This is a genomic window from Butyrivibrio sp. AE2005 (assembly GCF_000686965.1).
Lineage (GTDB): Bacteria > Bacillota > Clostridia > Lachnospirales > Lachnospiraceae > Butyrivibrio > Butyrivibrio hungatei_A.
The window spans coordinates 173,950-199,578 of record NZ_JMMD01000001.1 but is presented as its reverse complement, the minus strand read 5'-3'; the positions used below and the strand labels follow the sequence as shown (position 1 = coordinate 199,578).

General features: G+C 41.5%; 23 protein-coding genes. 1 reads left to right on the top strand and 22 read right to left on the bottom strand.

Annotation, left to right across the window (positions count from 1 at the left end; translation table 11 throughout):
* Positions 1-80: 80 nt before the first annotated feature.
* The 16 genes from DL92_RS0100915 to DL92_RS0100840 all read right to left on the bottom strand — a co-directional run bounded on the left by DL92_RS0100915 (position 81) and on the right by DL92_RS0100840 (position 20,819).
* Entirely contained in the window at positions 81-1,775 is a 1,695-nt protein-coding gene (locus DL92_RS0100915) for a phospho-sugar mutase (protein WP_026666640.1), read from the bottom strand.
* Between the two features lie 13 nt (positions 1,776-1,788).
* A complete protein-coding gene (locus tag DL92_RS0100910; protein WP_026655135.1) occupies positions 1,789-2,613 on the bottom strand; it encodes a TrmH family RNA methyltransferase in 825 nt (274 codons plus the stop codon).
* Positions 2,606-3,178, bottom strand: coding sequence for a GNAT family N-acetyltransferase (locus tag DL92_RS0100905; RefSeq protein WP_026666639.1), 573 nt, complete (start codon positions 3,176-3,178; stop codon positions 2,606-2,608). The genes DL92_RS0100910 and DL92_RS0100905 overlap by 8 nt, the downstream gene beginning before the upstream one ends.
* Complete coding sequence (locus DL92_RS0100900; RefSeq protein WP_026655137.1) at positions 3,178-4,854, bottom strand: M3 family oligoendopeptidase; 1,677 nt, start codon at positions 4,852-4,854, stop codon at positions 3,178-3,180. Before DL92_RS0100900 ends, DL92_RS0100905 begins: the two co-directional genes overlap by 1 nt.
* Positions 4,855-4,940: 86 nt before the next feature.
* A complete protein-coding gene (locus tag DL92_RS0100895) occupies positions 4,941-6,452 on the bottom strand; it encodes a CapA family protein (protein ID WP_026666638.1) in 1,512 nt (503 codons plus the stop codon).
* Positions 6,449-8,683, bottom strand: a complete 2,235-nt coding sequence (locus tag DL92_RS17830) for a DUF3160 domain-containing protein (protein WP_051625193.1) — start codon at positions 8,681-8,683, stop codon at positions 6,449-6,451. Before DL92_RS17830 ends, DL92_RS0100895 begins: the two co-directional genes overlap by 4 nt.
* 131 nt (positions 8,684-8,814) lie before the next feature.
* Entirely contained in the window at positions 8,815-10,005 is a 1,191-nt protein-coding gene (mmsB, locus tag DL92_RS0100885) for a multiple monosaccharide ABC transporter permease (RefSeq protein WP_026655138.1), read from the bottom strand.
* On the bottom strand, positions 10,005-11,552 hold the full coding sequence (gene mmsA / locus DL92_RS0100880) for a multiple monosaccharide ABC transporter ATP-binding protein (protein WP_026655139.1): 1,548 nt from the start codon (positions 11,550-11,552) through the stop codon (positions 10,005-10,007). The genes mmsB and mmsA overlap by 1 nt, the downstream gene beginning before the upstream one ends.
* Positions 11,553-11,649: 97 nt before the next feature.
* Positions 11,650-12,798 (bottom strand): multiple monosaccharide ABC transporter substrate-binding protein, encoded by a 1,149-nt coding sequence (gene chvE / locus DL92_RS0100875; protein ID WP_026655140.1) that lies wholly within the window; start codon positions 12,796-12,798, stop codon positions 11,650-11,652.
* 216 nt (positions 12,799-13,014) lie between these two features.
* Positions 13,015-14,082, bottom strand: a complete 1,068-nt coding sequence (locus tag DL92_RS0100870) for a sugar ABC transporter substrate-binding protein (RefSeq protein WP_026655142.1) — start codon at positions 14,080-14,082, stop codon at positions 13,015-13,017.
* Positions 14,083-14,087: 5 nt separating this feature from the next.
* Positions 14,088-15,683, bottom strand: a complete 1,596-nt coding sequence (locus DL92_RS0100865) for a helix-turn-helix domain-containing protein (protein ID WP_026666637.1) — start codon at positions 15,681-15,683, stop codon at positions 14,088-14,090.
* Between the two features lie 21 nt (positions 15,684-15,704).
* Positions 15,705-17,186, bottom strand: coding sequence for a sensor histidine kinase (locus DL92_RS17825; RefSeq protein WP_034462002.1), 1,482 nt, complete (start codon positions 17,184-17,186; stop codon positions 15,705-15,707).
* Entirely contained in the window at positions 17,179-18,222 is a 1,044-nt protein-coding gene (locus tag DL92_RS0100855) for a substrate-binding domain-containing protein (RefSeq protein WP_026666636.1), read from the bottom strand. The genes DL92_RS17825 and DL92_RS0100855 overlap by 8 nt, the downstream gene beginning before the upstream one ends.
* A 151-nt stretch (positions 18,223-18,373) precedes the next feature.
* Positions 18,374-18,523 carry a FeoB-associated Cys-rich membrane protein gene (locus DL92_RS20915; protein WP_155833747.1) on the bottom strand — a complete coding sequence of 50 codons (150 nt, stop codon included), beginning with the start codon at positions 18,521-18,523 and terminating at the stop codon, positions 18,374-18,376.
* A gap of 44 nt (positions 18,524-18,567) precedes the next feature.
* The gene (gene feoB / locus DL92_RS0100845) at positions 18,568-20,559 is read right to left on the bottom strand and encodes a ferrous iron transporter B (RefSeq protein ID WP_026666635.1); all 1,992 of its coding nucleotides are present in this window, start codon (positions 20,557-20,559) and stop codon (positions 18,568-18,570) included.
* Positions 20,560-20,606: 47 nt separating this feature from the next.
* Positions 20,607-20,819, bottom strand: a complete 213-nt coding sequence (locus DL92_RS0100840; protein ID WP_026655145.1) for a FeoA family protein — start codon at positions 20,817-20,819, stop codon at positions 20,607-20,609.
* A gap of 390 nt (positions 20,820-21,209) precedes the next feature.
* Between DL92_RS0100840 and DL92_RS0100835 the strand changes: the two genes are divergently transcribed.
* Positions 21,210-21,575 (top strand): metal-dependent transcriptional regulator, encoded by a 366-nt coding sequence (locus DL92_RS0100835; protein ID WP_026512717.1) that lies wholly within the window; start codon positions 21,210-21,212, stop codon positions 21,573-21,575.
* A 75-nt stretch (positions 21,576-21,650) separates the two neighbouring features.
* Here DL92_RS0100835 and DL92_RS0100830 read toward each other — a convergent pair whose 3' ends face one another.
* The 6 genes from DL92_RS0100830 to DL92_RS17820 all read right to left on the bottom strand — a co-directional run bounded on the left by DL92_RS0100830 (position 21,651) and on the right by DL92_RS17820 (position 25,517).
* Entirely contained in the window at positions 21,651-22,133 is a 483-nt protein-coding gene (locus DL92_RS0100830) for a hypothetical protein (protein ID WP_026655146.1), read from the bottom strand.
* Positions 22,134-22,317: 184 nt separating this feature from the next.
* A complete protein-coding gene (locus tag DL92_RS0100825) occupies positions 22,318-23,349 on the bottom strand; it encodes a S66 family peptidase (RefSeq protein ID WP_026666634.1) in 1,032 nt (343 codons plus the stop codon).
* A gap of 138 nt (positions 23,350-23,487) precedes the next feature.
* Positions 23,488-24,093: a DUF6088 family protein gene (locus DL92_RS0100820; RefSeq protein ID WP_026666633.1), complete on the bottom strand. Its 606-nt coding sequence runs from the start codon at positions 24,091-24,093 to the stop codon at positions 23,488-23,490.
* A 155-nt stretch (positions 24,094-24,248) separates the two neighbouring features.
* Positions 24,249-24,404: a hypothetical protein gene (locus DL92_RS20910; protein ID WP_155840966.1), complete on the bottom strand. Its 156-nt coding sequence runs from the start codon at positions 24,402-24,404 to the stop codon at positions 24,249-24,251.
* A gap of 10 nt (positions 24,405-24,414) precedes the next feature.
* Positions 24,415-25,128 carry a metallophosphoesterase family protein gene (locus tag DL92_RS0100810; RefSeq protein ID WP_026666632.1) on the bottom strand — a complete coding sequence of 238 codons (714 nt, stop codon included), beginning with the start codon at positions 25,126-25,128 and terminating at the stop codon, positions 24,415-24,417.
* Positions 25,125-25,517: a resolvase gene (locus tag DL92_RS17820; RefSeq protein ID WP_242845817.1), complete on the bottom strand. Its 393-nt coding sequence runs from the start codon at positions 25,515-25,517 to the stop codon at positions 25,125-25,127. The genes DL92_RS0100810 and DL92_RS17820 overlap by 4 nt, the downstream gene beginning before the upstream one ends.
* Between the last annotated feature and the right edge of the window lie 112 nt (positions 25,518-25,629).

Sequence of the window (25,629 nt, the reverse complement as noted above, 5' to 3'; positions counted from 1 at the left end):
GCACCTCACAGCTTTCTATTTACTTATGATAGCACACGAGTAAACAATTATACATTAAAAATATATCAATTTTTCATAACTTATTTTACTGAGTTAATAAGCGCAAAAACCTCTTCTTTTATGGCTTTGTTGACATTGAGTGCCTTCTCTCTCGAGTCTGTGTTTGAATAGAAATAGAACTTTATCTTAGGCTCCGTTCCGCTTGGTCTTATCGCAAACCACGAACCGTTCTCAAGAAACAGCCTGATCGCATTCTGCGGTGGAATATCCTCATATCCCCCGAGATAATCTATAACTTTGCTAACCTTCGATCCCGCAACTTCTGTGGGGATGTTCTCTCTAAACCACTTCATCATGCGCTGTATTCTCTGCGCTCCGGGAATTCCCTCGAGTATAATATTGGGTTCATCCTCTGCAAAGAATCCGTATTTTGCATATATTTCCTGCAATACATCAAAGAGTGTCTTGCCCTGTTTTCTATAATATGCCGCAGCCTCCGCAACGAGCATTCCGGCAGAGATACCGTCTTTATCCCTGATATCCTCACATGCCGCATATCCTACGGACTCCTCATATCCAAAAAGATAAGTATATCCGTTTTCGTGCAGATACGGAATCTTTCCGCAAATATTCTTAAATCCTGTGAGAGTCTCAAACATTTCAACGCCGTATGCCTTGGCCATTACGGTTGAAAGAGTTGAAGTAACGATGCTCTTTACCATAGCGCCCTTCTTGGGAAGTGTGCCCGCGGTCTTGTGTCCCTCAAGGATGTAATTAACGAGAAGATATCCCGTCTGATTGCCGTTAAGAGGCACATAATTGCCGTTGTCATCTCTTATCTCAATAGCGAATCTGTCCGCATCAGGATCTGTCGCCATAAGAAGCTCGGCACCAAACTCGCGTCCATATTGTTCACTTAACTTGAACGCCTTTGGATCTTCCGGATTCGGATATCCCACGGTTGTAAAATCAGGATCCGGATGTTCCTGCTCGGGAACAATCTTCCAATTGGTAAATCCTCTGTCATTAAGCATCTGTCTGAACGGTATGGAACCGCAGCCGTTTAAAGGTGTGTAAACAAGAGGAATCGAAAGATCCAGCTCATCATGTTCATGAATTGCCATTCCTTCAATCTTATCAAGGTACTCTCTGTCGTACTCATCTCCGAGAACAACAATCTTTCCGCTTGCAACGCCCTCGTTAAAATCAGACTTCTTGATTCCGGTCCAGATGTCAACCTTGGAGATCATCTCAGTCATTCCGTCAGCGACCTCTGCTGAAACCTGGCATCCATCGTCCCAGTATGCCTTATATCCGTTGTATTCTCTCGGATTGTGAGACGCTGTAATATTGATTCCCGAAACTGTTTTAAGTCTTCTGATCATAAAAGCAAGCTCAGGTGTAGGTCTGAGATCGGGGAATGTATATACTTTTATTCCGTTTGCCGCAAAGATTCCCGCAGCAAGATGTGAAAACTCTTTTGAAAAATGTCTCGGATCGTGCGCGATAACTACGCCCTTATCCATAGCTTCTTTTCCACACTTTATTATATAATCGGCAATTCCCTGCGAGGCTTTTCCAACGGTAAGGAAGTTCATCATATTCGTTCCGGCACCGACTTTTCCACGTAGTCCTGCTGTTCCGAAAGAAAGATCCTGATAAAATCTTTCTTCCTTTTCTTTTTCATTGTCTTTTATCTTATAAAGTTCTTCCTTAAGTGGATCTTCCTCTGAAAGATGTGACATCCATTCATCATATCTCTTGTTGTAATCCATATTGCATCCTCCGTTATTTATTCTTTTGTAGCTCCCAAAAAGTAACGGCACTGCACGCCGCGACATTAAGAGAATCCACTCCGTGTGCCATCGGAATCTTAACGCAATAGTCCGAAGATCTGATAGTCTCAGGTTTCAGGCCGTAGCCTTCAGAGCCAAGAAATATCGCAAGTTTTTCTTCCTCAGCAAGTCTCTTGTCATCGATATCAAGCGTATTATCGTTAAGTGCCAGCGCAACAGTCTTAAATCCCATTCCGGCAATTTCCTCAAGCTCTTTTCCCTGCGAAAGAAATGTCCACGGAATCTGAAAAACAGTTCCCATGCTGACTCTTATAGCCCTCCTATATAGCGGATCGCTGCTTCCTTTTGTAAAAAGAACCGCATCCATGTTAAGTGCCGCCGCATTCCTCATTATCGCGCCGACATTGGTTGGATTTGAAACATTTTCAAGAACCGCGATGCGCTTCGCATCCTTGCAGATCTCTTGCGCGCTCTTTAACTTTTTTCTCTTCATCGCGCAAAGAATGCCTCTTGTAATGTTATATCCCGTGATCTGCTTGAGGACTTCTTCCTTGGCAACATATATCTTTGAAAGGGGAAAATCATTTAATCTTGTTATTATGTCTTTTGCTTCCCTATCAAGTTCTTCCTCTGCAACCAGGAGGGAAAACGGCTCATATCCAGCATCAAGCGCGCGTCCTATGACGATCGCACTCTCCGCGATAAAAAGACCTTCATCCGGCTCATTTATGTGATACAGCCTGTTCTCCGACAGAACGTTGTAAATTTCAAGTTCCGGCACCTCAAGCGTATCAACAAACATCATATTTTCATGCATTCTTTATGTCCCAATTTCCGAATTTCACTTCACCGGGATTTCTTGTGTGATCTCCCAACATCTTCTCCATCCAGATCATGTCGTACCACTTTCCGAATTTGTAGCCGGAATCATGGAATGTTCCGACAAGGTTGTACCCCAACTTTTGGTGAAAGTGATAGCTGTCGTTTGTAAGATTGTCATCTTTTTTATCACCGGAAATATACGCTATGCAAGCATTCAGATTCAAAACGCCCATATCTTTCAAAGAGTTTTCAAGTGTGCTGTAAAGAAGCTTTCCTACTCCTTTTCTTTTCACATCCTCTCTGACATAAACGGTTGTCTCTACCGACCAGTCATACGCGCGTCTGCCCTTAAAGCTTGTCGCATAAGCGTATCCGAGAATTTCTCCGTTCTCAACTACTTTGATATACGGAAATTTTGAAGAAATGTTTTTTATCCTTCCCTCAAACTCCTCAAGTGAAGGTACTTCATATTCAAAAGAAATCGCTGTCTTTTCAACGTAAGGTGCATAAATCTTAAGCAGCTCAGCCGCATCTTCTACGCTTACTTTCTCAACTGTCATTACTTAAGAGCCTCTCTTTCCATTTCGCTTGCAAGTTTACTTATTGTTCCGTCCTTGAAGGGGCTCATCAGTCCAACCTGTGCGAGTTCATTTTCATAAAAATCCTTTGCCGATAATTTACACAACTCAAGATAATGCTTCCACGCATCATCAAAGTCCTTGTCCATCCATACCTTAAACTGCATTGCAACTACGCTTGCAAGCACATAATCGATGTAATAGAAAGGAAGTCCGAATATGTGAAGCTGTTTCTGCCAGAATCCGCCCTGTCCAAGGAACGGATCATCTTCATAATCCATCTCGGGTCTGTAGGTCTTTTCAAGCTCCATCCATACTTCTTTTCTCTGCTTCGGAGTCATATCGGGGTTGTCGTATACGATATGTTGGAACTCATCAACCATGCAGCCGTAAGGAACGAAACAGATTGAATCCGCAATATGCATCTTGAGATAATCTTTTTCCTTATCTCCGAAGAACTTCTTCATCCATCCGTATGTAAAATACTCCATGGCCATTGAATGAATCTCAGCTGTCTCCATAGTTATATCAAGGTTCTCAAGGATTTCTTCATTCCTTGTCACATAGCCCTGAAAAGCATGTCCGCACTCGTGTGTGATAACATCTACATCTCCGCTGGTGCCGTTAAAATTGGCAAATATGATCGGAGCCTTGTACTTTGGCAAATACTCCATGTATCCGCCCTGCTTCTTGTTCTTTCTTCCAAGCACGTCAAAAAACTCGTTCTCGATCATAAAGTCGATGAACTCTGCCGTCTCAGGCGAAAGCTCTCTGTACATCTCCTGTCCGGCTTTCATTATCTCTTCCGGAGTTCCGATCGGGCAAGGATTGCCGCCCTTGATATAAACTTCATGATCGTAGTATTTAAGCTTATCTACGCCAAGCTGCTTTCTTCTCTCTTCATGTATCTTCGATACAAGAGGAACAAAAGACTCTTTTATCTGCTTTCTGAAATTCTCAACTTCTTCTCTTCTGTAAGAATTTCTGATCATTCTGTTATAACCAAGCTCAACAAAAGACTCGTAGCCAAGTGCCTTTGCCTGCGCCGTTCTGTTTTTTACGAGCTTATCATAGATCTCGTCAAGCTCATCCGTAACGGTAAGGAAGTAATCGGAATAAGCCTTCCAAGCTTTCTTCCTGACTTCTCTGTCGTTGTCTGTAAGAAACTTTCTCAAAAGAGAAATGTTATAAATCTCTCCGTTAAAAGGAATCTTTGCAGCCGCGATGATATTGTCATACCTGCTGACAAGAGCATTCTCCTCCTGCATAAGAGGCAGTATCTCATCGCTTATCGACTTTATAGAAAGTTCGATATTCTTAAATGCAACTTTGCCGATCTTCTCTTCAAGATAAGCTCTGTACGGAGAATTAAAAAGAACTTTCTTATACTCATTCTCAAGCTGTTCAATAACAGGAAGTTGCTCATCTATATATTTTTTCTCTGCAGCATAGAATTCATCCGCTGTATTGATGTCATGTCTGAAGTTTCCGATTCTTATAGTCGAAACTATATCGCTGCTGAGTTCATAGTACTTCTTATGAATCTCAAACTGTTCCTCACCGCTTGCAGCGTTCTTACTGCTCTCGATAAGGCTCTCATATTCTTTTTTTACTTCGTCCATATCAAAACGTTTGTATGGAATTTCAGAAAATTTCATAGATATTAATCCTTCTTTCAATTTCTATATCGTATTAATTCTACCATAAATATCGAAGATAGCATCTACAGAATTTTGGCATATTCTCACTTCCAGTATGCATCAATCTCCTTAGTATCATAGTCAATGAGCGAAACGCCGTCATATGTGTGAGCGATTGTGAATACAGCTTCAGCGCCGCGTTTGGTTTCTTCGCTCTGTGCCTGATCGGCACGGAAGTTTCCGAGTGAGTAATAAACAATCATTTTGCCACCATCGGGTCTGTCCAATGTCTCGGTTTTCTGAACAACGTGGGGATGTGTGCCTATCACTACATCGGCGCAGCCTTGCGCAAAGAGATCTGCAATATGCTTCTGCTCCGAAGTCACTTCTTTGTTGTACTCTTCGCCCCAATGCACGAAGGCTATGATAAAGTCTGCCTCCTGTCGAGCACTATGAATATCGCTTATCAATTTACTCTCTTGTTCGTTTGCTGCCGGATCCTTCATTTCATCTGGAGCAGTCTCATTTTTCCCTATCTCTTGCATAACTTTTCTTGGCAGGTAATGCACCACGTTAGGATAATCCTCGGATATATCCCCGACATTGGTTCCGTAGGTATAGGAAAAAAGTGCTATACGCATACCGTTACGGCTGATAAGCTCATATGGCTTATATTCGGCATCACCGCTACTCTGTATTCCAACACAGGTAATCTCGGCGTCTTTATAAAAGTCCACTGTAGTATCGATTCCCTGGATTCCTCTGTCGAGGGCGTGATTGTTGGCGCAGGACACAACGTCAAAGCCGGCTCTTCTGATTGCCTCTCCGACTTTGACAGGCGAACCGAAACTCGGATATCCTCCGACCATACTGTCCTTGTCGACGAGTACTGTCTCTGCATTAAGCGCGGCTATGTCCGCAGATTGTATCTCATCAAGAAAAGGTTCATACAAAAAGTCAAATTCTCCCTTTTCCTTGTTTCTTGCATATTCATAGATTGGCTCATGGATCAGGTTATCGCCAAATGCAACAACTCTGACTTTGTTGTCGATGGTCTTAACTCCCCAACCTTCCCACATCCATAGGGTGCAGTTTTTATCTTTGTCTTCCATCATGAAGATCGAGTTATTTTTCTCCATCAGCTTGATTCGGCCGGCAACCGAACCCATGTCCGACGCGCACCATTTCTCGGTGACTTTGCCATCCCTATCGACATCATAGATAAACACGTGCTGGGAATAGTTCTTTTCATCCTTCTCAACCCAGAACGGCTTGTGCATGCCATATTTTCCATGCTTCCACAAAAGAACTATCATCTCATTGTCGCCGTCTCTGTCTATATCGGTTACGAGAACGTCCTGAACCTTGAAATCTTTTTTGCTGACAAAGGTTGTCTCTCCGCCTGAATTGATGACTTCAAGTTTCTTTTTTCCAAGCTTTATTGAAGCCCCACCATCATATACAGCTATCTCTTTATCATTCCAGCCAATCCACGCCGGAATATAATTATTTCTCGCAAAAACAAAAATAACGCAAACAGCTACCGCTATTCCTAAGAATAGCAGTAGCCTCATGAAAACTTTTTTAGCCTTGATTTTATCTGCAATCAATTTCATTTATCTTCCAATCTGTAGCTCTTTGTCCACTCGGGCTGAACAGGCTTATCCGTATTCTCAACCCAGTTCCAGTCATCGTCCATATGGCCGCCGTTGATCATGTCTCTCCACTGGCTGTCCGTAAGCCTGTTACTTAAAGGCTGCTCGAACTGATAGAACGAGTACACACTTCCGCTTCCGATGTGAAGCTCTCCGTCTATCGGGAACACCACGTAGATCGTATTTGCTTTGCCGGTTCCGACTTCAAGAACGCTTCCGTTTGGATCTGTCGCAATATCCGCAATCACAGGGCAAGGAGCCTGATAGCTATCGGTAAGATTCTCAACTTCGGCATTTACTTCTCTCCAGAAATGCTCAAGGTTTCCTCCGTAGCAACGAATAAACTCATAATCATCATCCGACAGTTTTTCATTCTTAAGTTCTTTTTCGGATATTGTCAAAAGAGTTCCTGCGAGCTCCGAAAGCTTATCGAGGTTCTCTTTTTCTTTTGCATCAAGAACTCCGTATCTGTCGAGCCCTTCCTTGGTCTTCTCTGAAAGGAACTTGAATCTGCTAAACACAACAGGCTGCGTGTCCACAAACCCTCTGTCATCAGGCGTATCCTCATCTCCGCCGCCCATCTCGGCACCTATCTGCTTTGCATAAAGAATCGTATCATGTTTGAGCTCAGCAAAAGAACCCGCGAATGTCTCAAGGTTCTTTTTTACCCACTCATCATTCTGCATGTACTTGGGATATCCCGTTCCCTTCTTCTCAAAAAGAGGCCTCAAAGTATTGAGCCAGCCGGAATACAGACTGACATTCCATATTGAAGGCTCATTGTTATTAAAGTGCTCTTTTGCGCGCGCCATATTCTCCGAATAATTCTTAAACTCCGTAGCTCCCTGCGAAGTCAGTATTTCCATGGCTTTCTCGGAACCAAGTGCCGCAGCCGCATCGAGCGTATCGGGAAGCATACGCTTTTGTCCCGCGCCGTTTTCTTCAACAGCCCTATATACGAGCCTTTGCATGATCGCAGCATCAACCGTAAATCTCTGCCCCATAAATCTGTAAGAAGGAATCACGTTCTCCTCTTTTTCATTTACGGGAATCGAGTTTATCTCGGGAAGTTTAAGTTCCTTTATCGCACTCACAAATTTACCGAACGCATCCGCATTACCTGCGACCGCGCTTGCATCAACATTCTCTCCGTAGCAATTTTTTGCTATATTTGAGAATTCGTAATATCCCGGATCATCCGATGTTCCTGCAAAAAAGCTTGTTATACTGTAAATACGCTCCCAAGACTCTGCATTTTCCGCTATCGCAAGACTCTGAAGTAGTCCCGAGCGCACAAGATCCTCGTTATCAAATGCAAAAGCAATCCTTCCGTACCACATCATTGCCCTGAAGTATTTCTCAAGTTCGGCATCGCCCTCATAGTAGCCTCTGGGCTTATACTGGGAATAATCCTCTTCTTTATTTGTGATTCCGCATGTAGCGATAGATTCCGCTTTTGCTATCTTAGAAAGTTCATCGTTTACGACTTGGTCAAAAGAGCTGTCATTTACAGGAGCGGCAACGCTGTCATCAAGGAGCTTACTTCCAATATAGAAAAACTCTACATTCCTAAGCGCCGCAGCTTCGAACTCAGTACCTTTAAGTGCATCATACTGCTTCTTGGAACTTTCAAGCATCTGATTACCAAGCTTTTTGAGTTCTCCTGTAATATGGTTCTTCTCTGTCTGCTTCATTAGATAGGAAAAATAGAGATGATACGTATGCATAAGAGAATCAACGGTCACGAAATTGGGCCTTAGATCGTATCTGTTGCTCTCATATTCATCAAAAAACTCATCAGATCCCGTCCCCTCAACTACAAAGCCATTCTTAATAAGAGCATTCCTTCTGCCCTGCACATCGTTGTACTCGCTTTGATTTTCAAGGCTAAAGCGACCTTCCTGATGCGCATTATATACAACATTGGAAAAGTCTTCTTTTATGCTGTAATCCGGAATTGCCGGAACAAGATTCTCATCATAATACTTCTCTTCAGAATTACCAAGAAGATAAACCTTCCCGCTCACAGCACCATCCGCCGCATTTTTCCCTTCATCGGTACTCTCCGCCGCAACACTGCCAGAAGCGACACTACCTGCATCCGAAGCCACATTACCTCCATTTTTGCCAAAAGAGCATCCCGACATCACCATCGAAAGTACCAAAACACATACCACAATTCTCTTCTTCATAATTTCTCCTAAAAAAAATTAATATTATCCTCTAGCACTAATTATACCCCTCGAACCTCCCACACGCAAAAAAGCCGCCGGTCGAAGCGACCAACGGCTTTTTGTGTCAATATCAAAGAAACTTAGTTCTATCAGTTCTTTACGATAAGCTTTCCACCACGCTTTGATACTACGTCGAAGATAACGGCTGCAAGAAGAACGCCACCTTTTACTACCTTCTGCATGTTAGCATCTACACCCATAAGTGACATACCAAGGTTGATAACACCCATAAGTACAGCACCTACAATAACTCCGGGAACAGTACCTGTTCCACCGTAAGCTGAAGCTCCACCGATGAAACATGATCCGATAGCATCCATCTCATAGTTCTGACCATATGTAGGCTGAGCTGATGTAAGACGAGCGATTGTGATCATTCCTGCAAGTGCTGCAAGGAATCCCATGTTTGCGTAAGCGATGAAGTAAACTTTGTTTGTGTTGATACCTGAAAGCTTTGTAGCCTTCTCGTTACCACCTACTGCGTAGAAGTAACGTCCAACAGTTGTGTTATTTGTGATGTAGCCATAGATAAGTACAACTACGAGAACCCAAACAAGAACTGTAGGAATACCTTTGTACTGAGCAAGCTTGTAGCAGAATGCCATAACAACTGCAACAATACCAACTGTCTTTACAAGGAATTTCCAGATGGGCTCAATCTCATAACCCTTTGACTTTTTCTTGATGCGAGATAAGCCCTGTACAACAACGAAGATTGTAGCAGCTACAAGTCCACCAAAGAGACATGTAAGGTTAAGTGATCCGTTTCCGAAGAAATCATGGATATAGCAATCAGCACCGCCACCGAAAAGGTTAACGAATGAAGACTTATCCTTGATTGAAATTGTAAGACCGTTAAGTACTACGTTTGAAAGTCCTCTGAATGCAAGCATTCCTGCAAGTGTTACGATGAAAGGAGGAATTCTAACAAACGCGATCCAAAATCCCTGGAAAGCACCGATCATGATTCCTACAACGAACATGATAACAACTGAAAGCCAGATGGGAACGTTCTTATTAACCATAAGAGTTGCACCAACTGCACCAACGAAACATACAACCGATCCAACCGAAAGATCGATGTTACCACCTGTTAAGATACAGAGAAGCATACCGGTTGCAAGAACGAACACATAAGCGTTCTGTGAAATTAAGTTACTTACGTTCATAGGAAGAAGTATTGCTCCCTTTGTCTGGAAAGAGAAGAAAGCAACTACTGCTATAAGAACGAGTATCATTGTATTTTTCTTTATGAATCCGAGTACCGAATCGTTATTCATTATTTGACCTCCTTATTTCCGGATGACTGTAAAATATAAGTCATAATTTTTTCCTGAGTGGCTTCTTTGCCATCAAGTTCACCAACCATCCTACCTTCATTCATTACGTAGACTCTGTCACACATTCCCAATACTTCCGGAAGTTCGGAAGAGATCATGATAACTGATTTTCCTGCATCTACAAGCTGGTTGATAATGCAATAAATCTCGTATTTAGCTCCTACGTCAATACCTCTAGTAGGTTCATCCAAAATAAGTATGTCCGGATCAGCGAACATCCATTTTGCAAGAAGAACCTTCTGCTGGTTACCACCACTAAGGTTACCAACATTTTGCTCAACAGAAGGACATTTTGTCTTAAGCTTCTGTTTGTAATCAACTGCTACTTCATACTCTTTATCTTTGTCGATTACTGTATTCTTACTAACTGCATCAAGGTTTGCAAGTGTAGTGTTAATCTTAATAGGATTGGTTAAGATAAGTCCGTTACCCTTACGGTCCTCAGTTACATACGCAAGCTTATGCTTGATCGCATCCTGAACCGTCTTAAGTTTAACTTCTTTACCATTTATCTTAAGTGTTCCTGTAATGTTTTCGCCGTAACTTCTTCCAAAGATACTCATTGCAAGCTCTGTTCTGCCGGCACCCATAAGTCCGGAGATACCTACAACTTCTCCCTTTCTGACGTTCATGCTAACATTATTGACAACTTTTCTATCACTATATAAAGGATGATAAACATTCCAATCTTTGACTTCCATCATTACATCCCCAATCTTAGGTACTCTCTTGGGGAAACGATCTGATAATTCACGGCCTACCATGCCGTTGATGATACGTGCTTCCGAGAAATCATCCACACCCTTTGTAAGTGTCTCAATTGTTGATCCGTCACGGATAACCGTGATCTTATCAGCAACATAAGATACCTCATTAAGTTTATGTGAAATGATAATTGAAGTAAGATTCTGTTCTTTCTTCAGTTTAAGTAACAAATCAAGAAGCGCCTTTGAATCACTCTCGTTAAGTGATGAAGTCGGCTCATCGAGAATAAGAAGTCTTGCATTCTTTGAAAGTGCCTTCGCAATCTCAACAAGCTGCTGCTTACCAACACCAATATCCTTAATCAATGTCTGGGTACTATCTTTAAGTCCCACTGTATCCAAATACTTACGAGCAAGTACACCCGTCTCTGTCCAATTAATCTTGTACTTTGATCCTCTTTCATTACCAAGGAACATATTCTCAGCAATTGTCATATACGGAATAAGCGCAAGTTCCTGATGTATAATTACAATACCTTTTTGTTCACTATCCTTTATAGCGTTAAAATTGCAAACCTCGGAGTCATAAATGATATCACCTTCATAGCTTCCGTAAGGATACACGCCACTGAGTACATTCATCAGTGTGGATTTACCGGCGCCGTTTTCACCTACCAGCGCATGAATCTCGCCCTCTTCAACCTGAAGATTTACATTGTCCAAGGCTTTCACACCGGGGAATGTTTTGGTGATATTTTTCATTTCCAATAATATCTTCGCCAAGTTTACCCCTCCTTCTATCTCTTTTTTTCTAATTCTGTTATTTTTTCTATTAAAGAGGCGGGACAAAAGCCCGCCTCAGCTTTGTTACTAATTTAAATTATTTAAGATCGTCCTCTGTGTAGTATCCTGAATCGATAAGAAGTGTCTTATAGTTCTTAGCGTCAGCGAATACAGGCTCGCAGAGGTATGAAGGGATAACACCTGTTCCGTTGTTATAATCCTTCTCGTTGTTGATAGGAGCCTCGCCGCCCTTCATGATAGCGTCAACCATCTTAACTGTCTGTGCAGCAAGTTCACGTGTATCCTTGAAGATAGACATTGACTGCTTACCAGCGATCATGTTCTTAACGTTGGGCTTATCGCAATCCTGACCTGTGATGATCGGCCAATCACCTGTGTAGTTAGCCTCAAGTGAGTTTGTAACACCAAGTGCTGTTGAGTCATTTGAGCAAAGAACTGCATCAAGCTTTGTTCCATCTGCATAGTTAGCTGCGATGATAGCATCCATTCTTGACTGAGCATTCTCTGTCTTCCAACCCTGTGTAGCAACCTTATCGAACTCAACCTGTCCTGACTTAACAACAAGCTTGCCTTCCTTGATGTAAGGCTCGATTACATCGTAAGCACCCTGATAGAAGAACTTAGCGTTGTTATCACCGGGGTCACCTGTGAAGATCTCGATGTTGAAAGGTCCCTTTGCGTTCTCAAGATCAAGCTGATCTCTGATGTACTCACCCTGCTTTGTTCCTACCATGTAGTTATCGAATGTAGCATAGTAGTTAACTGCGTCTGAGTTCATGATCAAACGGTCATAAGCGATAACAGATACGCCTGCCTGCTTAGCCTGGTCAAGAACTGTTCCAAGTGAATCACCTTCGATAGCGGCGATAACAAGAACCTTAGCTCCTGAACTGATCATATTCTCGATCTGAGAAACCTGTGTAGGAACGTCATCTGAAGCGTACTGAAGGTCAACTTCGTATCCAGCTTCCTGGAGCTGTTTCTCCATGTTTGCACCGTCCTGGTTCCATCTCTGAAGATCCTTAGTAGGCATTGAAACACCAACTCTTCCGCCTTCGCCGGCAGGAGTCTCTGCTGCAGGTGCCTCGCCACCCTCTGCTGCTGTTGCATCAGCAGGTGCCTCTGCGCCACCTTCGGGTGCTGCGGGTGTTGATGATCCGCAACCTACAAGCATGGCTGCAACCATAGCTGCTGAAAGAACTGCACTAATGATTTTCTTCTTCATAAATGTATCCTCCCTTTTATTTTGGATTCCTGCAGAAATATTTCTGCGTTGTTTATATTCTAAAATTTACCACAAAATTAATAGGAATAAATTACGATGTTCTGTAAATTTTTACTATCGTTACAAAAAATTAACCGATTATGCTAGCATTATTTTGCACTGCATAATCGGTCGTGTCAATTTTGTGCTACTGTTCCAAACCCGCATGTTTACTGACTAATTTGGCATCTCATCCGGTACATTCAAGTAAACATCCTCTTTTAGGTGGAATCCGCTTTTTATTATCACTTCATCAATGTTATTCCTGGTCACACTTGTAGGTTCTATCTTAAGATAAGGTACCATTTTGGAACCATCGCTTATCTTTGAGATATCATATTCCGTTATTTCTTCTCCCTTAACAAGTTTGACTGCGCAAACAGCTGCTGCCTGCGCAAGTTTCTCGATTGGCTTGTAAACGGTCATAAGCTGAGTTCCCTCAACTATTCTCTGGCAGGCTTCAAGATCGGCATCCTGCCCCGCTACCATAAGCTCACCGGCAAGTCTTCTCTCTGAAAGAGCCCTTACCACATTACTTGCGATATCATCATTTCCGCACATTATTGCATCGCTTTCCCTGACAAGCCCTGTGTTCTTATATATATACTCACTTGCCTTCTCGGCGCGCCAGCCATCCGCATAGACTGTATCAACAATCTCATTTCTATACCGGGTCATTACAGATCTGAATCCTTTTTCGACAAAAGAAACATTGCTGTCCGAAGGAGATCCGCATATCATTATCACCTTGCCGTCCGCAAGTCCGTTATCTACCATGGTCTGCGCCATCATCGCCCCTACTTTTTCATTGTCAAAAGATATGTAGAGATCGACTCCCGCATCGGAGATAAGCCTGTCATAGGCAATAACAACTATGCCTGCATCTTTGGCTTTTTTCACAGAATCGCCAAGCGAACTTGAATCTATGCAGACGATAACTATTGCATCCATTCCGTTCTTAATAAAGTAGTCAATCTGCTTTTTCTGTTCTTCAATATCGCCGTTCGCGTTCTGTACGTTAACTTCGGCGCCAAGATCTTTTGCCATGGAAACAAAAACATCCCTGTCCCTTTGCCATCTTTCTATTACGAAAGAATCAAAGCTCATTCCAATCTGAATCTTATCGGAATCGGAACTTTTCTTTTTCTCGCCTTCGCCGCTCTCTTTAGCACACCCCGTAACACTCAGCATCAGCAAAAGAGCTGCAAGCGCGCCGGCGAGCATTTTCCCCATATACCTTCTCATATGCGTCACCGTCCTTCTTTGTATTCGGTTGGCGTAACGCCTACATTCTTCTTGAAACTCCTGCTAAAATAATTCGGATCCGTGTATCCGCACGCTCCGCAGATTTCCTTCATGGACATATCAGACTGTGTAAGAAGCTCTTTTGCCTTTTCTATTCGCACACTCGTCAGGTATTCAATAAAGTTAAGTCCAAGCTCATCCTTGAATATCTTACTGAAATAATACGGCGAGATGTTAACCCTTCTGGATACGTCATCAAGCGATATGTCTTTTGCAAAATTATCATCTATATACTTTCTTGCTGTCTTTATGACATCGTTGGACTTCTCTTCTTTCTTGGCTATAACGTTTCTGCAGGCAGACGTAATCTTCCCCATAAACCACTCTCTGAGCCCGTCTGCGGTGCCAAGTCCCATAAGTTCAGGCAGATAGTCGTCACGGCCTGAGTACATATATTTCTTTCCGCTGCTGTTAAATGCAAGTCTCTCCGCATAAAGAGTCATCTCAAGAACCTTTATTCTCATGGACATGAGGTCGCCGTTCTTTGATCTATTGTACATCCAGTCGGCGTACTTTCCCGCCGTTACCATGGTCGCATTGAGATCTCCGTTGGAAACCGCATCAAACATTGGCTTCTCAAGCTCTACCGGATAATCTTCTTCATGGTCATCGCCAAGCGCAAGGTCATCTACATGCGCCACAGAACCGGTTGTCGCAATAAGCGCATTAAGCGCCTCTCTGTATGATTCTCCGAGCTCTCTGAGCGGCTTAACGCCTCCGATTCCTATTCTGAAACTTATATCGGTTTTTTTCTTAAGAATTCTTGTGAGCTGTCTTGCCTTATCGATAAGCTCCGTTCTGTCGTTGTACTCTATCTTTGAAGAATCAAGCGGTATCAGTACAGCGATCTTGTTGGCCATTACGTTACCAATCTTACAGTTAAAAAAGTCTTTTACCCCTTCACGGATTTCCTGATAACGTCCCGAAACCTTGACGGAACTTCCGATTGCGTTCGTCATGTGGTTTCCTTCCTGCGAATCACCGCAGACAATAGCCATCATGTAGCCGTAATCCTGCTCTATTCCAAGTATCGTCTTGTAACTGTCGATGTCTTCCTCAAAATGCTCCTGAAGAAGGATATCGTATATAAGTCCGTTCTCAATTATAGGCTCAATGGTTTCAAGCTTTTCTTTTATCATAAGCTCATTGCTTCGCTTTTCGCGTTCTCCGTCAATAAGCTCCATTGCCTTTTTGAGGACATTTACAACTTTCAGCTTGTCCATGGGTTTGTTGATATATTCAAGCACTCCAAGTTTTATCGCCTCTTTTGCATAATCAAATTTGTCGTATGCAGACATTACGATAAAGATTGTGTTTGCTGAGAATTGCTTAATCTCCTTGATTGCCTCTATTCCGTTTATTCCCGGCATATGGATATCCATCACCGCAATATCCGGTCTGAAACGCTCGGCAAGCTCTATAACACTTCTTCCTGTCTTGGCAAACTGCACTTCGCATTCGTTACCGAATTCTTTTTCAATTATAAACTTCATGGAATCGATGACTATACCCTCATCATCCGCGATCATTATCCTGTACATATTTTCCCCCTCGATATAATACTACTCTTCCTTTTCATCAAACGGCAAACGTATTATTACTTCGCACCCCTTGTTCTCACCTTCGCTCTTTATTTCAACGGCTTTGTCATTCTCCGTAAAGAGCCTCAGTCTTGAAATTACATTATCCATACCAATTCCGTTATTGTCATTCTGATCTTTTTTTCTTTCCCAATTTCCGCTCAGTATCTTATCAATGTTCTCACGGCTGATTCCCTTTCCGTTATCGCCGATACTGATGCAGATGTTGTCATCCTCTCTGTAGACCTTAAGAGTAATCTTACCCTTATCGCCCATTTCCCTGATGCCGTGATTTACAGCATTTTCAACTATAGGCTGCAATACCATGTTAGGCATCGAAGCGCTGAGAAGTCTTTTATCAACCTGCTTCTCATAACCGATATCACCGGAGAACCTAACGTTGAGGATCCTAATGTAGTTATCGACCAGCGTAACTTCCTCTCCGATCGTAACCTCAGTTTTCTTTCCCTTTACATTATACCTGAAAAAGTCGGCTACTGTCTGAACATACTCATATGTCTTATCCGCACCCTCCATCATTGCCAACTGTGCGCCCGCATTCAACGTATTAAAAAGAAAATGCGGATTGATCTGCGCCTGCAAATATTTAAGCCTTGCATCCTTAAGATGCGATTCCATCATAAGTTCCCTCTCCTGCATATAGCGCTCTTTTTCTATACTCATACGAAGTCGCTCGATATATTGCTTGATACTTATGACCATTTTGTTAAATGCGTTGCTCACTATGCCAATCTCGTCGTTATATGTGGTCTGCAAAAGCTCCGCATCAAAATTTCCCTCAGCGACTTCATTGGCAGAATCCGCAAGTTTTTTAAGCGGCTGAATGATCGTGCTGACAAGGTTCGTTATGATGATGATGTTTCCGCCCATAACGATGGTGATAACAATGAAACTGACAAACTCATACGTCCTGAACATTTCGGTAAGTTCCGAATAATGCGCCGAATTACTTACAAAAAGTTCCAGGTTAAGACTCGTAATATACTCACTTATATAATTATAAAGATCTGTCGTACTCTCATAATACGCGCGGTATTTCTCAACGTTTCTTCCACGCTTTGCTTCTATCGTCAGCGAAACCTCATTTAAATAATTCTGCGACATATTTTTAATATTTCTTTCCATTCGTCCGAAAGAAAGATCTGTAACTCTGTCGTCAAGTTCCTTCGTAAGATCGGAAAAAACACCTGCCGAGCTAAAATATGTCTTAAGCGAATCCGACGTCTTCGACCTAAGATATTCCGTCATGGAATCCTGAACATCGTTTAATGCATCCGAAAGCCTGTTAAGGTGCCTGTTATCCTGATACACCATCTCCATTTCCGTCGACATACTATTGATTCCAAGAAGCAAAAAGATATTTACGACAAAAATAATCACATTTGAAAAAACACAGATACTTACAATTTTATATTGAAGGGGACGGTCAAGGAATCTATTCATTCTGCTCTTCCTCCTTCTTCATATATTCCGCAACGTTGCTCTTATTGATCAGGCTCACGTCTGCGGCATAATACTCACTGGTATTACCTGATTCATAATAATCGGAAAGAGCTTTTATGCACTGCTCACCCAGCTGATTCGTATCTATGGCAATAGTAGCATAAACAACACCTATGTCTATGGCATTGATTATCGATTCGGAAGCATAACATCCCAGGATATTTACTTTACCTACTTCGTTAAAATCTACTACTGCCTGATAAGCGCACGTGGTATTTAGCTCATTAAGGCATACAATGACATCCGGCACTTGCTCCGTATGGAAAATGTCTCTGATCGATTCTTCCGCAGAAAAATCATTGGCATTATCAACAGTCTTGATAGAAATGGAAACATCAATGCCGTCCGCCTCTTCCTGCGCGATTCCTTCCTGCATTGCCGCGATTATTATATTCTGAATATTTTCACCGGAATTACCTGCATCCGAATTAACGAGCACAGTAACCTGCATAGTTTTATCCTGCTCGTTTTTTTCAGATTCTTCCGTATTATCAATTTTCTTTTCACGGATAATATTATTGATCTGCTTAGCATACTCACGACCTATTGCATATCCTCCGATACCAACGTAGCTAAGCCTCTTTGAACGGGTATTGTCTCCGTAAAGAGTAACAACCGGAATTCCTTCAGCAGCTGCCGCATCAATGAGCTGCGTCATCTCATCCGACTCATTTGCATAAAGAATTATCCCGTCAACCTTAGATGCCGTCGCAATCTTCATAAGTTCTTCCGTCTTATACTTGGTTGAAAAATTTTCTCCCAAAAGATCGACATATATATTGTCCTCTTTTGCAGCCGCGAAAGCACCACGGTAAACAGATTTCCAGAAATCCGACTTATAATTATCGGTTATCATGACATAGTACTTGTCGTACTCATGCGCTTCATCTTTTCGCTTAAATCCCTTGAGACTGATGCTGAAACTTACAGCGATAAGAAAAAGCGTAACAATAACGAAAGTCACTGTCGCTATCATGATAACTCTCTCTCTTTTATTAAGTTTACGCTTATTATTACTACGGGGAGTGTTCACAGTATTCATCACTTAATGATTATACCGTTTACACTCCCCATGTTTCAACACAATTTCTGTTTATGGCTATGTAAGATACCGCACTTTTATATATTCATTTACGATTGCAGTTACGGGCTTTGCTGCAATTTCCCGCAGAAGGACATCCTATGCAATGTGTGCCTTTTTTCTTTTCTTTATAAATGTAACCGATTGCCAAACCCAATATCAATACCAGTGCCAAAAAAGCAATTATATTTACCATAATACATATCTCCAAAAAACTATATTTGCAAAAGCCGATACTTCTTATCCTACTCTGAATTCAACCGGCATTTCTTTTTTATTCTTCTTTATCAGATATATTATAATACCTGCAAATACTAAGGTTGCAATAAGTCCGTAAGCAAATCCTTCTCCTGGCTTCCCGGTCGTGATAAGCGTCCCTATCTGATAAACAAGGAATCCTACCGTAAATCCCGTCGCAAGCTGAAAAGCAATTGCTCCCCAAAACCACTTCTTTGACTTCATCTCGGAATTCATCGCTCCAAGGGCCGCAAAGCAAGGCGGTGTATAAAGGTTAAACATAAGAAATGCAAGAGCTGCAACCCTTGTTATTCCCATTACTGCCGCAACCGCGTTTCCTTCTCCTATAAGCTCAAGTTCTTCCGTATCAATGAGATTTGAAACCGCAAATACAGTAGCTATGGTTCCTACAACATTTTCTTTTGCTATAAAACCTGAAATAGCTGCTGCCGCAAGCTGCCAGCTTACGATTCCGACAACAGGAACCAGTATGTATGCAAAAGGTCCTGCAATGCCTGCCAGGATTGAGGTATTTTCCATACCCTCTTCCACGGGTTGAAGTCTGAAGTTGAAGGTCTGCATGATCTGAACCGCAGTGTTGCAGACAAGTATGACTGTTCCCGCTTTTATGATGTATGACTTACCTCTCTCAAGCATTGACTTGACCGCAAACACAAGGCTCGGAACCTTATAATCAGGAAGCTCTATGATAAAAAAGCTCTTTCTATGCTTCGAAGTAGTGATTGCCCTGATGATAAGCGCCCCGAAAAGTATCAGTACAATGCCTCCGACATAGCAGATAAAGCTGACCCACTTTGATTCGGGGAAAAAAGCTCCTGCAAAAAGTGCTATAACCGGAAGCTTGGCACCACACGGCATGAATGTTGCAAGCATGGCCGTGGCACGTCTTTCTCTCTCATTTCTGATGGTACGGCACGCCATAACAGCGGGAATACCGCACCCTGTACCGATTATCATAGGAATAACGGATTTTCCCGAAAGACCTACTTTTTTGAAAATCGGATCAAGAACAACCGTTGCTCTTGCCATATATCCGCAGTCTTCAAGAAGTGCGATAAGAAAATACATTACCATTACAAGCGGAAGGAATCCTACAACCGCGCCTACACCTCCGATTATTCCATCCACAATAAGTGCGTAAAGAAGCGGATTTGCATCTGCCATCGCCTCTCCGACAAATCCCTTGAAAACATCAATCCATCCGGCAAGAATGTCCGCAAGCCATGTTCCCAAAGTTGTCTGTGATATATAGAATACAAACCACATAATCACTGCAAAAAGCAGAATACCGATTACCGGATGAGTAATGACATTATCTATCGAATCGGTGATATTGTGCTCTTTCGGGTTATCTCTGCGACTCTCGACTTGATCTACTATATTATTTACAAATTCAAAACGCTTTCTGTCGGCCGCTTCAACTGCTGCCTTATCATTAAGGTCAACGTCTCCCTGATTGTAAGGCATCTCCTGCGCTTTACCTTCAAATGACATTGCAGTTTTTATAACTTCCTTAAGGCCTGTATCTGAAGTTGCTATCGTCTTGATCACAGGACAACCGAGCTTTTTCGATAAAAGCCTCTCGTCTATTTCATTTCCTTTTTTATCGTTGGCATCATTCTTGTTAAGTGCGACAACAACAGGAATCCCAAGTTCCAAGAGCTGTGTTGTAAAGAAAAGACTTCTGCTCAGATTGGTCGAATCAACAATATTGATGATCGCATCGGGATGCTCGTTTTTTACATAATCACTTGTAACGCTCTCTTCCGAAGTAAATGGTGACATTGAGTAAGCGCCGGGAAGATCTACAGCGATCAGCTCCTTGTCACCATCATAGTAGTTTTTCTTTATAACACTCTCTTTTTTATCAACAGTAACCCCTGCCCAGTTGCCGATTTTCTCGCTTCTTCCTGTCAAAGCGTTAAACATGGTCGTTTTTCCGCTGTTGGGGTTGCCCGCCAGTGCGATTCTCATTACAGTTCCTCCAAAAAATATATGATCGGTATCCGCTACCAAAAGTATCAGATATTGATAGCGTCAGCTAACTCAGGATCGATGTTGTATCTGGCATCCTTTATAGCGACCACCAGGTTGCGCTTCTTGTTCACAACAGTGATCTTCTCTCCGCTGTAGCATCCAAGCGAAAATAAAAAACTCTCCATCTCATCATCTCCATCTGTATTAACAGCATTGATCATATACTCTTTGCCAAGCTCTGCATTGTTAAGTGTCATATATGCCTCCTAAAAAACAGGTTAGTAATAGTTAATCATAATTAGTCATTGCTAACTTTCCTAACATAGAATATTCTTATTAAGAATTATTGTCAATAGGGGCACTGAATTTTTATGTTATTTTATCCTTTTTTCATACGTATAAATGGCCTTCCCAAAGTCCTCAAGCAAAGAAAAAAGCCGCACTGGCAAGATGCGGCTTTTCAGGTAGGAGATTTCTTATGACTATGTATGTCACGTGTTAGGTTATCTAACGATGTTAATGTTAGCACTCGCTAACACATATGTCAACCCTTAAATCAAATTATTGATTTTTTCTTTCTGTCATTTGGTTGTGTTTATGCATCTCTTGTAGTATTCTTAAAAGCAGAGAAAGTAGGTGAAAAAGCGATGGCGTTACAGGAATCAGGCGAGATGTATCTCGAAACAATTTATGTGCTTTCAAAAAGCCACACAAACGTTAGATCAGTCGATATAGGTGAGGAATTAGGCTATTCAAGACCATCTGTCAGCCGTGCCATGCACCTGTTAAAAGACGAAGGACTTGTCAAAATTGACGAGTATGGTTTTGTAAAGCTTACTGAAGCAGGAACTATACTTGCAAAGCGTATCTACGAAAGACACACAGTCCTTACAAAGCTTTTTGTCGATCTGGGAGTAGATGAAAAGATTGCCGCAGAAGATGCGTGCCGTATCGAGCACTACATCAGCGACGAATCCTTCGAAGCAATAAAGACCCATATGGCAAAACACTGATTAAAGAAAATAAACCGCCGAATCTCATTTTTTATTTTAAAGAGATTCGGCGGTATTTTTGTTTATATTTTCAGATCAATCATACTTCTTATCAAGTTCTCTGTAAGCTTTTTTTATATCTTGCGAATAATGCGTAAAGATCAGCGCTCCGCCAAGATCAAGGGTAACCAAAGCTTCATATCTGTTGACGCGAACAGGATGTCCGTCAATTATCTCCACCTCTGTTTCTCCGTCAATCGGAAAAATATCTTCCTTCTTGTTTTCCTTAAAATCTTCAAGGATCTGCTCCATTGGCTTGCGGTCTCCCATATACGTTACATATGACAGATTATCCATGTTGTATTTGTATACGTCGCATCCATCAATTTCTCCAAGCAGTGTCAGCCCTGATTCATCAATGTCTCCGCAAGAAGGTTGATGATATATCCCATTCCTGTACTGCGAATCCCATACCCTCCTTACAGCAACCGAAAATAATAAATAACATATTGCCACACCAAAAATTGCTATCACCATTATTGCTTTGCCGGTCTTACTCGTACACTCTTCTTCCAACATTTAAGCCTCCCTCAAAATGTAATGTATAACCGTTTTTTCAATATATTCAACATTTGGTACAAGATTTATTTTACACAAAAAAATTCTGTAGTTTACAACGACTGCGTAAACTACAGATTTCTTGAGCAAACAGCATGTACGAGATAGACTAAACGTTTGGTTATATCTTTTTTGCAAAGTATTTTTAAATAACTGCCGATTCAGAAAATCGTATTATTTTTTCATCAAGGTCCAGTTCATATTCTATCCCGAGCGGAAGAATTCCGATAGGAACAGCATGTCCGATATTAACGTTGTATATGATCGGTAAGTTCTCACAATTGAATTCTTTTAAAACAGACAAATAAACCGCCTTATATTCTTCATAGAATTCTTCATCTTGAGGTTTTCCGACGATTATTCCGTTGACTGCATTCAATATTCCCTGCGCGCCAAGGTTCCGCAAATAATATGTCACATAATCCGGATTTGGCTTTTCCTCGCTGGTTTCAAGAAGCAATATTTTTCCCTTCCACTCATCAACTTTTGGCCAAATATCAGTTCCGACAATCATAGGAAATACATCCAGGCAGCCTCCGAGTAACTGCCCCGAGACCTTACCCGTTCCGGATAACATCTCATAATGATGCGTTTCAGGAATAGTCTTGTACCGGGCATTGATATTCTCTTCAGCCCACTCTATATGGTCATTGGACCAATAATCGCAAGACGGAACTTCATATCCTTTTGTCTCGGAGAAAAGAATGTTTTTTACAGCCCGCTCGGTATAATCAAAAATCCGGCCATATTCTGCAAACTCTTTCATAATACAAGGACCGTAATACGATACGACACCTGCTTTGTTCATAATAAAATGAGTAACTGTTGTATCTGAATATCCCATAAAAATCTTAGGATTGTTATGAATAACATCATAATCGATATAAGGCAAGATTCGCACCGAATCATCACCGCCGATTGCACTGATAATGCCCTTGATTGTGGGATCTTTAAAAGCATCCATCAAATCTTTTGCCCTTAGCTCAGGGTTATTATATACAAACTCACTTCCTTTGAGCGCATGTGGCATAGTAACCACTTCCAGACCAAATATCTTCTCCAGACGCTCTTTTGCAATATAATATTTATGTATCAGCTCTTTATCGCCCAATCCTCCCCATGATAAGCTCACTATCGCAACCTTATCACCGGGGATTAATCTAGTTGGTTTTATCATCTTTTGCCTCCGCTCCTTTAGATATTCTTTTTTTTTGCAATTGCCGTAAATTCTCCTGGGAGTCTTTCATCATCCCAAGAAGGATGCTCGTCAAACTTTTTCAATGTAAATCCGCGCTCAATTATAGAATTGATAATCTCACTGATAGTATATTTCCTTTATTACTTTATATATCCACGCTGTCGTTGTTATTGCCTCACAAAGTATAGTTTCCTTATCCGCCTTCGACAGCACATTTGATAATCTTTCTATATCTTCCTGCTGTATTTTATCTTTACCTATATACTTAATTGCCTGAATGACAGCTATCGTAATGAAACTTTTACCAGATATTTCCTTATTGGCACAATGCTTAAACTCAACCTGATACGAACCGATTTCATATTTACGATATGGGCCATCACTTATATAACTCCAGGTATTAGGTACCTGTGTAGATAAATGCAGATAATTTAAAGCCGTCTCTCCTGAAGGAGCAATAGTCCAGTTATATTTTCTGGCAATAGCTTCTGCTACTTTCTCAATATTAGGAGCACTATACTCTCCTAATAACTTACTGTAAGACGGCTTGTCATATATTCCCTTTATGACCCGCCTGATTGTTCCAGATTCACCAAGCCTCGATAATGCCTTGTTGGTAGGATCTGTTCCAGCAATATCAATAAAATCTATAGCCGAAAAAGCATAGCCAGAGCCGAAATTCTCTATTCTTTTTTCTATTTCAATCTGATATTTTTCTCTCATCTTACATTCCTTTCGTCAGATAAATTATATAGTTTATCTGACGAATTTGCAAGATTTCTCACCATTTTTGTCAGATATGTTGTATAGTTTATCTGACGAATTATCACGTTTATTACATAAAAATCGTGACAATAATAGAAAAAACATACTTCAATTCAGTTATTTGGAATTTCCGAAATCTGTTTCACCGACACAGGATAAAAGTTATTTGCATCCACTCCGACATCATACCTGAGCACACCTTCGTTCCTGTTCTGCATGGTTATGATGCCTTTATGCCCCAGATGTAAATCACTTGTAAAATATATCATTCGCGCCCCTTTACACTTCTATCTTCTCAAACTCCCTCGATATCGAATCAATCACTACCATCGCAGATTCGCCAATTTGCCTTCCGTCCCGATAAGTAGAAAACACATCTGTCGAGATGAATCCATTTTCCTCATATATCTTATCAACAGGAGTATGCCCTACAACCTGCGTAAATGTCTCTTTTCTGAAAGCACCAACATTCCTGTGCTGTGGCCTAAACCAGAGTGGAGATTGATTATTCCAAAGATATTTTGGTGAGGCTTCATTTATAACAGAAAAAATCTCATCTATATCAGCATCAATTAGTTCTTCATTCAGGCAGTTCACAAAATCTTCTGTCAGCCCGCCATGGCAAAAAAGGACATTATCAATCCTATGGATAATAGCTATCTGCAAAGAATCTGGCAGCGTATTCGTCAGCTCCTCCAGTTTGGATATAACTGTTCGCTCTGCATATGGAGAATACCCTGTTTCCAGCTTGCCCCACGGATAGCTCACATCATGATTACCATAGCACCACAGGGTATCAGGATTCTCTCTTGCAAATCTGATTGCCCGGTCAAAAGTATCTCTATAGCGCGCAATATCAAGTTCCATGTCCCAATCATCCGGAATATCCATTAAGCACACTGCTCTATCAGCTTTTCCACTGCGCATTATCTCTTCTGCTCTATCAAAAATCCAGCTTTTCAAATGAATATCAGGTATTACAAGAACTTTCATTTCTTATACTTCTCCTTAAGTTCTTTCTGAAACTCCTCACGAGTCGCATCACCATTGAGCATCCTTCCAAGCTCCTTTTTTCCTGAATCACCAAGTCTGAGGTTGCTAATTTCCAACGTGGCTTCAGTCTGACGTAAAGCATCATAATAAGCCTTGTAACGATATGCAGTTCTCCTGCTTATTTTGCCTTCTGCTACAATCTCCATGATCGTCATACCACTTTCAAATTTGACAGCAAAGTCATTATATGACTGCGTCCAAGCTGCATCATGTTTCTGTCTACCAGCAAACTTACGACCTCTGTATTCCTCAAGCTCAGCCTTCAGATTAGCATTTTCCGCTTCAAGTTCACTGATCCTTTTCAGAGCATCTTCCAAGGTAGTTATCATATTTGTCTCCTGTGTCAAGATTTTTATGACACAATTATAGCCATTCAAAAAGAGAGTGTCAATTTAATATTGACACCCTCCATGAATCTATTCTTATTAACAGGCAGTTTAT